1 protein-coding gene and 1 pseudogene are annotated in these 1,448 nt (G+C 43.4%); both read left to right on the top strand.

The window, feature by feature from the left end; translation table 11 throughout:
• A pseudogene (gene sdhA / locus A3729_RS06095) lies at window positions 1-429 on the top strand (succinate dehydrogenase flavoprotein subunit); the annotation flags it as partial.
• Window positions 430-444: 15 nt separating this feature from the next.
• Window positions 445-1,149, top strand: coding sequence for a succinate dehydrogenase iron-sulfur subunit (locus A3729_RS06090; RefSeq protein ID WP_068512317.1), 705 nt, complete (start codon window positions 445-447; stop codon window positions 1,147-1,149).
• Window positions 1,150-1,448 lie beyond the last annotated feature (299 nt).

Below are 1,448 nucleotides of genomic sequence, written 5' to 3'. Positions count from 1 at the left end.
TTGGATAATACGACTGGCGGTGAAAGTGTTGCTAAGGTTCGAGAAGATTTGCAAAGCACGATGCAGCTTTACTTTGGCGTTTTCCGTGAAGGTGAGACCATGCAGAAAGGTCTTAAGATGCTCGACGAAATAGGTGAGAGAGTTAAGAATACTCATCTTGAAGATAAGAGCGCTGCTTTCAATACTGCTCGTATCGAAGCGCTTGAGCTGGATAACTTGTTCGAAGTTGCTTACGCAACAGCTGTAGCTGCAGAAGGACGTAAAGAAAGTCGTGGTGCTCATGCTCGTAATGATTTTACTGAGCGTGATGATGAAAACTGGTTGAAACACTCAATGTACTTCCCTCTAGAGAAGCGCGTTGGTAAGCGTGATGTTAATTTCTCGCCTAAGACCGTTGATGCGTTCCCACCAAAAGTACGCTCTTACTAAGGGGAGATTTGGAAGATGTTAGTAAGTTTATATCGCTATAATCCTGAACAAGACACTGCACCCTATATGCAGGATGTTGAGTTACAGATCCCTGAAGGGAAAGATTTGATGGTTCTTGATGTCCTGGGCTTGCTTAAGGAAAAAGATCCATCACTGGCTTACCGCCGCTCTTGTCGTGAAGGTGTTTGTGGTTCAGATGGTTTGAACATGAATGGTAAGAATGGATTGGCTTGTATTACACCTCTTTCAGAAGTTGTGAAGGGTAACAAGTTAATCATTCGTCCTTTGCCGGGCTTGCCGGTTATTCGTGACTTGGTTGTAGATATGTCTATGTTCTACAAGCAATACGAGAAAATTAAGCCATTCTTGATTAATGATACGCCAGCACCTGCTATTGAGCGTATACAGACGCCTCAAGATCGTGAAAAGCTGGATGGATTGTATGAATGTATCTTATGTGCTTGTTGTTCAACAGCTTGCCCATCATTCTGGTGGAATCCTGACAAGTTTGTCGGGCCATCAGGTTTGTTACAGGCATACAGATTTTTGGCTGACTCACGTGATACTGCTACGGCAGAGCGTTTAGCTGATTTGGATGACCCTTTCAGTGTTTTCCGTTGTCGGGGTATCATGAACTGCGTTAGCGTTTGTCCTAAGGGGCTTAATCCAACGCGAGCTATTGGTCATATTAGAAATATGTTGTTGCAGCGCTCAACTTAATAGTGCTGAAGACGGTAGTGGTCAGGGTAGACTTTCTGCCGTCGAGACATAATCAATTGCAATAATCTGCAAGTTTTGAATTTATGTCTATAATCAAGTGATGAATCCTTTCAGACCTAGTGCTTTAGCCTAGGTCTGAAAACTTAGGAAACTGTAAAGTAAGCCCAAAAAGCCGAATTTGCAGTTCGCTGAGAAATAATAACCACTGGGGAATCGGGTAACACCCGTATTATCTTTGAGGCAGCAGTCATCCGAGCCTGTTATGTAGGGCGTTACAAGGCGAAATCGCTTTTTATCGT

This window comes from Oleiphilus sp. HI0043 (genome assembly GCF_001634935.1).
Note: the sequence above shows the minus strand (reverse complement) of the source record. Positions and strands in the feature narration are given on the sequence as shown.